This is a genomic window from Thiocapsa roseopersicina (genome assembly GCF_900106925.1).
GTDB lineage: Bacteria > Pseudomonadota > Gammaproteobacteria > Chromatiales > Chromatiaceae > Thiocapsa > Thiocapsa roseopersicina.
Map to the genome: position 1 here is coordinate 103,428 of NZ_FNNZ01000018.1, position 8,093 is coordinate 111,520.

Consider the following 8,093-nt stretch of genomic DNA (forward strand, 5'->3'; position numbering starts at 1 on the left):
TTGATGAATGCATCGCGCCTCTTCGTCGTCGCCGACAACAGGACCAAGGGGTCGGCCAAGGGGTCAGAGCCCTTTGTCGACGCTACACTTCTTCGGAAACAATCAACCGACGCCTTATCCGATGCCCCGCAAGCCAAGATTCTTCGTCCCAGGTGTCCCCCCCCGCAAGTCGTCCAACGCGGCAACAACCGGCAGCCCATCTTCTTCGACGACTTCGACAACCGTGTGTACCTCGACGGGTTGAAGGAAGCCTTGGAGCGTTGGTTATGCAGGATACATGCGTATGTTCCGATGACCAACCACGTCCACCTGCTCCTGACCCCTGATAACAGCCAGGGAGTCAGTCGGACCATGCAGTACCTCGGTCGAAGGTACGTTCCCTACATCAACGACACCTATCAACGAAGCGGGACGCTGTGGGAGGGGCGCTTCAAGTCGAGCTTGGTGCAGACGGAAGCCGACCTGCTCACCTGCTAAACCTACATCGAGCTGAACCCGGTCCGTGCCGGGATGGTCGAGCATCCGGGACAATACCCGTGGTCAAGCTACGCCCACAATGCTTGCGGCGAAACCAATCCAGCCCTGCACGGCCGATACACCGACACCTGCCTGTTTCAAAGCGATACAGAAACACAACAGCCCGAAAGCAAGACGACGACCCGCCGAAACCCGCCCGATACCTCCGCCGCCTAGCCTTCTCGGTAAGCAAGCCGATCAAGCCAGATCACCGAGGAGGCCACGATGAACGTTCAACAGCTGCAGACCAAAGCCGGTCGCGAATGGTGGGGCTCGCAAGAGCTGCAACGGACCTATCCCACGCCCGAATTCCACTGGTGGGAGAAGTACCAACGGGTCTACTGCCCGGAGTGTCGGGCCGATGCGCGACTGCTCCACGACGCGCGCCCGAAGTCCTTCAGTCAGTCGAGCCGATCCATTCACTGAGGACGCGGGCCGCTTCGCCGGCGGTCCCGGCATCCGCCGGACTCGGCACAGCCGGCTCGTGCGCGTCAGCGATCAGCATCCGTCACCGGAGACAGACTCATGCACCCGACCTCACCGACCCCCAAGACCATCGCCCTGACGACCCTGGCAATGATCGCGTTCGCCGCCAACGCGTTGCTCTGCCGCATGGCCCTGGGCGAAGGCATGATCGACGCCGGCCCTGCGACCGGAGCCGATTGGTTGACTGCTATACTTTCCTGACACAAGCGGACTTGGAGTCCTTGATGAGCGCGGAGTCGTCCTGCCCGCGGGCAGACTGCCGACCGCCGATCACCGACAACCCGCGGGGCAACCCGATGAACGACACAGCGCTTGAATCCCCGGTCGTGCTCGTGGTCGACGATGACCCGGACGTCCGCGACCTGATCGAGGACTATCTTTCTGGACAGGGCTACCGGGTGCTATGCGCCCCGGACGCTGGCACCGCCCGCGGCCTGCTCGAGACGCACGCGCCCGAGGTCGTTCTCCTGGACGTGGGACTGCCGGGCGAGGACGGACTCACCCTGGCACGCTTCATCCGGGAACGCCTGGACATCGGCATCATCATGGTCTCGGGCGCCGGAGAAACCCTGGACCGGATCGTGGGTCTCGAGGTCGGTGCCGACGATTATCTCGCCAAACCCTTCGACCTGCGTGAGCTGAAGGCCAGGCTGAAAGGGATCTGTCGCCGGTATCGCCGCTCCGCGCCCCGGTCCGCCAATGCCACGCTCCCCGCCGAGAGCGAGACCCGACGCATCACCTTGGGACGCTGCCAGCTCGATCTCGATACCCGACAGCTCTTCGATCTGGACAGCGGCGAGCTGCCCCTGACATCGATGGAGTTCGAGCTGCTCAAGATGTTCGTCGAGCGACCGAACCGTCCGCTGACCCGCGATCAGATCCTCTCGATCACCCAGAATCGCGACTGGAACCCCTACGATCGCAGCATCGACATCCGCATCGCCCGCCTGCGGCGCAAGATCGAGCTCGACCCCGAGCATCCGGCACTCATCCGCACGGTCCGGGGTCACGGGTATATGTTCGTCCCCGCAAAATCCGGTTGAACCGGGTGTCGACAACGATTAAACCGCGCCAGCTCCGACAACTGTTGGAGCTGGCGCGGCCGAGCCAATCCAACAAACGACGCATACCGCATCGGGCGCGGTTTATTCGGTTTGTTTCAACTCTGTATCCTTTGTCGCCCTTGTGTGACGCTCCGTTTACCCCCGTTTGCCCGGTGCTAGACTCGGCGTAAGAGATCCGATCCCATCCGGAGACGGAGTCGCTCAACCATGCGGGCACACGACCTCGATCAGGATTCCGGCCACTCCGGCGACGAGCCGAGCCGGCAACCAACGCTTACCGATTCGCTCCGGCTGTCCGAGCCAGGATCCGGGCCACCATCCGGAACGGCGCCCGGGCCGGCACCCGAGCCAATGCCCGCGTCGGAGGTCATGGACCGGCACACCCGCGAGCGGATCGAGCAAGCCCTGCGGCATGTCGCCCTCGGAGTGTGCGCGGCCAGCGGCGAGACCCTCTTCCAGACCATCGTCGACTCGCTGACCAAGACCCTCGGGGTCGACCTGGCCTTCATCAGCGAGCTGCCGGCCGGCTGCGAGACCCATGTCGGCACCCGTGCGGTCAGCGATCGGGGCCACCCCATGCCCAACCTGGAATACGGGCTGGCCGGCACACCCTGTCGCTTGGTGCTGGACGAGGGTTTTCAGTTCATCGGGGATGATCTCTCGCGGCATTTCCCGGGCGACAACATGCTGAGCGACCTCGGAGCCGTCGCCTACGCGGGCTATCCTCTCCTGGACTCGGCCAAGCGCCCCATCGGTCTGGTCGCACTCCTGCATCGCAAGCCCTTGACCAACCCCGGGCTGATCGAGGCAGTCCTGCAGATCTACTCGGTCCGGGCCGCGGCCGAGCTCGATCGGCAACGCTCCGAGGCGAGCTATCGCGCCATCTTCGAGGCAGCGGAGGACGCCATCTTCGTTCACGACCTGACCACAGGGGCGATCTGCGACGCCAACCCGGCCGCCTGCCGCATCTACGGCTATTCGCATGACGAGATGGTCCGGCTGAATCCCGAGCAGCTCTCCTCCGGCATCCCGCCCTACGATCAGGCCGGTGCCGCCCGATGGATCGGGTTGGCAAGCGCCGGCGAGCCGCAGCGGTTCGAGTGGCATCGTCGCAACAAGGACGGCAGCCTGCATTGGGACGAGGTGACCCTCAAACGCGCCACGCTCGACGGGATCGATCGACTGGTCGCCATCACCCGCGAGATCACCGAGCGCAAGCGCATCGAAGAGACCTTGAGGGCCACTGTCGAGGCCGCCCTCGACGCCGTCATCGGGATGGACGGCGCAGGCAAGGTCATCGCCTTCAATCCGGCCGCGGAGCAGACCTTCGGCTATCGCCGCGAGGCGGCGATCGGAAAGCCGCTGGCCGACCTGATCGTCCCCGAGCGCTTCCGTGACGCCCACCGCGCGGGGATGGAGCGCTATCGCCAAGACGGCCACGGCCCCATGCTGGGACGGCGCGTGGAGGTGACCGCCTGTCGCGCCGACGGTAGCGAGCTGCCCGTCGAGCTGGCCATCGACCGGGCGCAAGGACCGGAAGGCGACTTCTTCGTCGGCTATCTGCGTGACATCACCGAGCGCAAGCTCGCCGAGGAGGAGCACGCCCGACTCGAGGCACAGCTCCGCCAGGCCCAGAAGATGGAGGCGATCGGCCATCTGGCCGGCGGCATCGCCCACGACTTCAACAACATCCTGACCGGCGCCATGGGCTATGTGACCTTGGCACAAGAACTCACGCGCGACCGGGGCGACGCGAAGCTCGACCGGTATCTCGACCGCGCCCAGCGGGCGAGCCAGCGCGCCCGGGATCTCATCCAACAGCTCCTCACCTTCAGCCGCGGCCGGCGCGGCGACCCGCGCCCGCTCGACCTCGCACCCCTGGTACGCGAGACGCTGCGCCTGCTGGGAGCGACCCTCGCCGCCGAGGTCGAGATCGAAACCCATCTGCCGCCCGGCCTGCCCCGGGTCAATCTGGACCCGATCCAGGTCGAGCAGATCCTGGTCAATCTCTGCATCAACGCGCGCGACGCCATGTCGGGCAGCGGTCGTCTGGAGATCGGCCTCGGCCGCGAGCATCTCGGCGGCATCGTCTGCTCCTCCTGCCGCCAAAAGGTCCGGGGCGACTATCTGGTCCTGCGGGTGAAGGATACGGGGTGCGGGATCGACCCCATACACCTGGATCGACTGTTCGAACCCTTCTTCACGACCAAGCCGAGCGGCCAGGGCAGCGGCATGGGGCTCGCCGTGGTGCACGGCGTGGTGCATGAGTACGGCGGACATCTGTGCGTGGAGAGCACACCCGGCGAGGGGACACTCTTCCGGGTGCTCTTCCCGCCGACCTCGACGGACGACACACCTGCCCCGGATGCGCGATCCACCAGCCGGGACCCGACACCCGCGCCGGGACGGCTACAGGGCCGTGTCCTTCTCGTCGACGACGACGACCTCGCCGGCGGGCTGATGCTCGACCTCCTCGAGGATCGCGGCCTCGACGTCGTCATTGCGACGAACGCAGAGGAAGCCCTCGCCGCCATGTCCACCGCGTCGGAACCCTTCGATCTACTCATCACCGACCAGGCCATGCCGCGGATGACGGGGCTGGAGCTGGTTCGACGGGTTCGTCCGATCAACCCCGATCTGCCGATCATCCTCTACACCGGCAACGCCGATGCCCTCGATGCCGAAGAGGTCGAAGCCGCCGGAGTCCGAGCCTTGGTTCGCAAGCCGGTTGATGTGGCAGTGCTGGGGGAGTTGCTGAGGGACTTGCTGGCTTGAATCCGGAAGCGCGGTGGCGATGCCGGGGAACCTGCGGCTTGCAGTCACTCCGTGACCATCTCGGCGTCAGCCGCGTGAGCGTGAGTCGGGCGCCGAGAAATCACAAAAGGATCTCCGTTGAGCCGAGCGTGACACGTGAGACCCTTCGCGCTCTCCACGCCGAGACAATCGTGATCAAAGGTCAGAGCTATCGCATGGGAGACCGCATCCTGTCCTGAGCACATCGCGCCGTCCCCCTCCAGAGGGCGACGGCGCCTCATTCTCCCGGCACAATTTCAAATCGGCTGTTTCGCGACAAAATGACGTCGGCGGTAACACTCGCGCTTAACGCCATGGCGCGCCTGCCCAAAACCGCGCCGGTACGAATTTGTTTATTGCTCCGGGCTCGACGCGCGGTTTTGGGTCGGTGCTGAGCCAATTGTTAGACCAGCCGACGCTTTGGCTATTCTGATAAGGGAGAGCAAAGCATCATTCACGGCCTCCTCTGTCGGAAATGCCTCGGCGACTTCCGGCCTAAGCAGGACCAGGTTGTGCGATTCGACGTATGAGTCGTAGTATTTCCCACGTACACCAACGCCTAAGTCTTCCCTTTTGTATTCGGGACGCATGTCGTCGCCTTCGAGCTTAGCCTTCTTCATAGATTTTCTTCATCGTGCTTGTTCATTTTGCGTGCGCTGATGATTCTCGTGTCACTAGCTCTTTCAACGTGGCAAACAATCAAAAACTTCCCAGTTCGGGAGACGCCGAAGGTAAGGAAACGGCTTTCCCCCGTGGAATGATCGGGATCGTCGAACGTCAGGGCCATCGGGTCACCAAAGACAGTCCCGGCCTCTTGGAACGAAACACCGTGCTTCCGCAGATTTGACACGGCTTTGCGGGCATCCCAATCCAGTTTCATGCGGGGAGTATTTCCGTATCTGTTCCTGGCCAGTGTTCCGGGTTGCACCCATCGTCTCGTGTACTAGACTGCATACAGTCTAGCGCAAGAGTAGCATTCAGAACTTTACACAATTCTCGTACGGCGCTCAAACAGATGCATTCCGGGCATTACATCCCGGCGGTACCATACTTAACTCACTGACAGGCCAGCCGCAATCGAGCCACCTATCACCGGAACTCACGGCGCTCCTGTCATGACCCGGCCCCGCTATCCTCCGAACCCTGCGGACCGGCTGCAGATCGAACCTCCGATCCCGAGTCCTTCGGCACCCCCTGCTCCACGTCCCCGCCAGGCGCATCCCAATAGAGTGCCCCATCTGCAAACCCAACTCCAATTCCGGGGACAATTCCGACAATTCACAATTCCGGGCAATTCCGGGGGGACAATTCCGGGGACAGTTTACTTAATCCCGCTCCAGAAGCTCAAAGAGGTCGCGGGCGTGAGAGTATCGTCGCGGTGGCTTGGGCCCAGACTTTTATCGCTTGAGCGGACGCCGGAGGCGTTGCTCGAGAACTTCGACAAATGAATCCGGACCGAGCGGGCGACCGCTACCGGCATGCGCGTGCGGAAGGTGGGCGATGTCAGTGGCGTCAGCGAGTTGAGTTCCAGTTCCGGGGACAGTGTACACAATTCCAGTCCGGCGCTCGAACAAAGGTATTACGGGCATTCCATTCCGGCGATAGCATACCTAACTCACTGACAAGCCAGCCACAACCGAGCAACGTGTCACCGGAGCTGACGGCACTCCTTTCAGGACCTGGCCCCGATCCGGTGCCCTCCCCACACCCATGCTCCACCTCCCCGCCCGGCCCATCCCAATAAAGCGCCCCCATCTGCATACCCAGCAGTGCCTGCCTGAGTGTGGTCAGATCCGCCTTGCGCCCCTCGAGATGCCCAGGCTCGAAATGGCGCGCCAATGCTTCGCGATGCTCGGCGAGCGCCTGCAGCAAAACGAGCGCAGCCCGGTCGATCTGCTCGATGGATGAGTGTTGCATCCTCGTCGCCCTAGCCGAGCTTGTAGGCGACGCCGTAGCCGCAGAGCGATAGCGCCCAGCCGATGTTGAGGAAGGGGCAGCCCACCCGGCAGCTCCCGCATTCGAGACACGCCTGGTAGCCGACCATCACATGCCCCTGACGGTCCAGGCGATAGACACCGGCCGGGCAGAAGTCCAGGCAGGGCTTTGCCGCACAGGCTTGGCAGACCGCGGGTCCTTGATCCACAGGTGGGCGAATGCCTCGTCGACCTCGTATCGGACCGATCCGATCAGGGCATCTAGGCTCACGCGCGGCAGACCCGGGATCTCGCCTTCCATCTCACGCTTCGGCATCCCTTGGGCCGTGAAATAGCGCAGCGCAGCGCCGTTCATGAAATCGACGTAGGTGCCAGTGACGTGCGGTGTGCTGTCGAGGAAGTCGGTCATGCGGCGATACTGCCTCGATCGCGCGGGCGATGACATAGGAGGTCGCGAGGGTATCGGCGCCGCCGAACTTGCGGTCGCAGAGCAGGATCGCCCGGTCCGCACCCTGCTCCACGCACTCCACGAGCGCCTCGGCGGCCTTCGGCGGACCCATGGTCAGCACCGTCACGGTGCCCCCGAAGCGCTCCTTCAGTCTGACCGCCATCTCCAGCGCATGTCGGTCGTAGGGGTTGATAACGGCCGGCACTCCTTCCCGGATCAAGGCGCCCGTCTCCGGGTCGATCCGGACATTGGTGATGTCCGGTACCTGCTTAATGGCAACGATCGTATGCATATCCGAGCCTTGGACAGGATGCGGGTCCGAAACGGGGAATTGACGGTATCATTGTAGGCGGTCGCCGGCGAGCGCGCCCCGTGCCGACAGCGCGCAACGCAGCCCGCTATCGATCGAGACCGCTTTCCGTTGCCCGAGAGCACACCGCAGTGCGCCGAGCAGCGCTTCATCAACGCGAGTTGACGCCGATGACCGACAAGCTCGATCAGGATCCGAAAGACCGCTCCGCCTGGTTGGCGAGCTACCTCGGCATATCGCAGTTCGTCCTCGTGTTGAGTTGGACGGTCTACGCCGTTTTTTTGCCCGATCTACTCGCGTCGGTCGGCATCGACAAACGCTGGAGCGGTTGGGTTCTTCTGGCCGATCAGGTGCTCTTCGCCTGTTTCGACATCGCAGCAGGTTTCGCCGCGGACCGTGGGTTCAGGGTCTTTGCCCGCCTTGCCCCCGTCGTCTTGGCGACGACAGTGAGTGCGGTCAGCGATTTTGATGGTTTCGCGATCAAGTTGCGTGATAGGGGTCGGCGAAGCGCTCCCCCGGTCTCGCGCGGCCGGGGTGTGGGC

Annotated in this window: 9 protein-coding genes and 1 pseudogene; 6 read left to right on the forward strand and 4 right to left on the reverse strand. The window is 63.6% G+C overall.

Going from position 1 to position 8,093, the window contains the following annotated elements:
• Positions 1 to 3: 3 nt before the first annotated feature.
• The 5 genes from BLV04_RS25010 (at position 4) to BLV04_RS17565 (ending at position 4,841) form a co-directional block, all read left to right on the forward strand.
• On the forward strand, positions 4 to 477 hold the full coding sequence (locus BLV04_RS25010; RefSeq protein WP_175534680.1) for a transposase: 474 nt from the start codon (positions 4 to 6) through the stop codon (positions 475 to 477).
• A 264-nt stretch (positions 478 to 741) separates the two neighbouring features.
• Complete coding sequence (locus BLV04_RS17555; protein WP_093035199.1) at positions 742 to 942, forward strand: hypothetical protein; 201 nt, start codon at positions 742 to 744, stop codon at positions 940 to 942.
• A gap of 99 nt (positions 943 to 1,041) precedes the next feature.
• Entirely contained in the window at positions 1,042 to 1,203 is a 162-nt protein-coding gene (locus BLV04_RS25015; protein ID WP_175534673.1) for a hypothetical protein, read from the forward strand.
• A gap of 23 nt (positions 1,204 to 1,226) precedes the next feature.
• Positions 1,227 to 2,045 carry a response regulator gene (locus BLV04_RS17560; protein ID WP_245731935.1) on the forward strand — a complete coding sequence of 273 codons (819 nt, stop codon included), beginning with the start codon at positions 1,227 to 1,229 and terminating at the stop codon, positions 2,043 to 2,045.
• Between the two features lie 390 nt (positions 2,046 to 2,435).
• A complete protein-coding gene (locus BLV04_RS17565) occupies positions 2,436 to 4,841 on the forward strand; it encodes a PAS domain S-box protein (protein WP_175534681.1) in 2,406 nt (801 codons plus the stop codon).
• Positions 4,842 to 5,475: 634 nt separating this feature from the next.
• On the opposite strand, the gene BLV04_RS17575 is transcribed toward BLV04_RS17565, so the two are convergent.
• The 4 genes from BLV04_RS17575 to BLV04_RS17590 all read right to left on the reverse strand — a co-directional run bounded on the left by BLV04_RS17575 (position 5,476) and on the right by BLV04_RS17590 (position 7,533).
• Positions 5,476 to 5,739 (reverse strand): BrnT family toxin, encoded by a 264-nt coding sequence (locus BLV04_RS17575; protein WP_139191957.1) that lies wholly within the window; start codon positions 5,737 to 5,739, stop codon positions 5,476 to 5,478.
• A gap of 1,047 nt (positions 5,740 to 6,786) precedes the next feature.
• Positions 6,787 to 7,002: a ferredoxin family protein gene (locus tag BLV04_RS17585; RefSeq protein ID WP_217633722.1), complete on the reverse strand. Its 216-nt coding sequence runs from the start codon at positions 7,000 to 7,002 to the stop codon at positions 6,787 to 6,789.
• On the reverse strand, positions 6,903 to 7,202 hold the full coding sequence (locus BLV04_RS26180; RefSeq protein WP_503660763.1) for a hypothetical protein: 300 nt from the start codon (positions 7,200 to 7,202) through the stop codon (positions 6,903 to 6,905). Before BLV04_RS26180 ends, BLV04_RS17585 begins: the two co-directional genes overlap by 100 nt.
• Entirely contained in the window at positions 7,096 to 7,533 is a 438-nt protein-coding gene (locus BLV04_RS17590) for an electron transfer flavoprotein subunit beta/FixA family protein (protein ID WP_217633723.1), read from the reverse strand. The genes BLV04_RS26180 and BLV04_RS17590 overlap by 107 nt, the downstream gene beginning before the upstream one ends.
• A gap of 188 nt (positions 7,534 to 7,721) precedes the next feature.
• Between BLV04_RS17590 and BLV04_RS25020 the strand changes: the two are divergent.
• Positions 7,722 to 8,093 (forward strand): annotated as a pseudogene (locus BLV04_RS25020) (hypothetical protein); the annotation flags it as partial.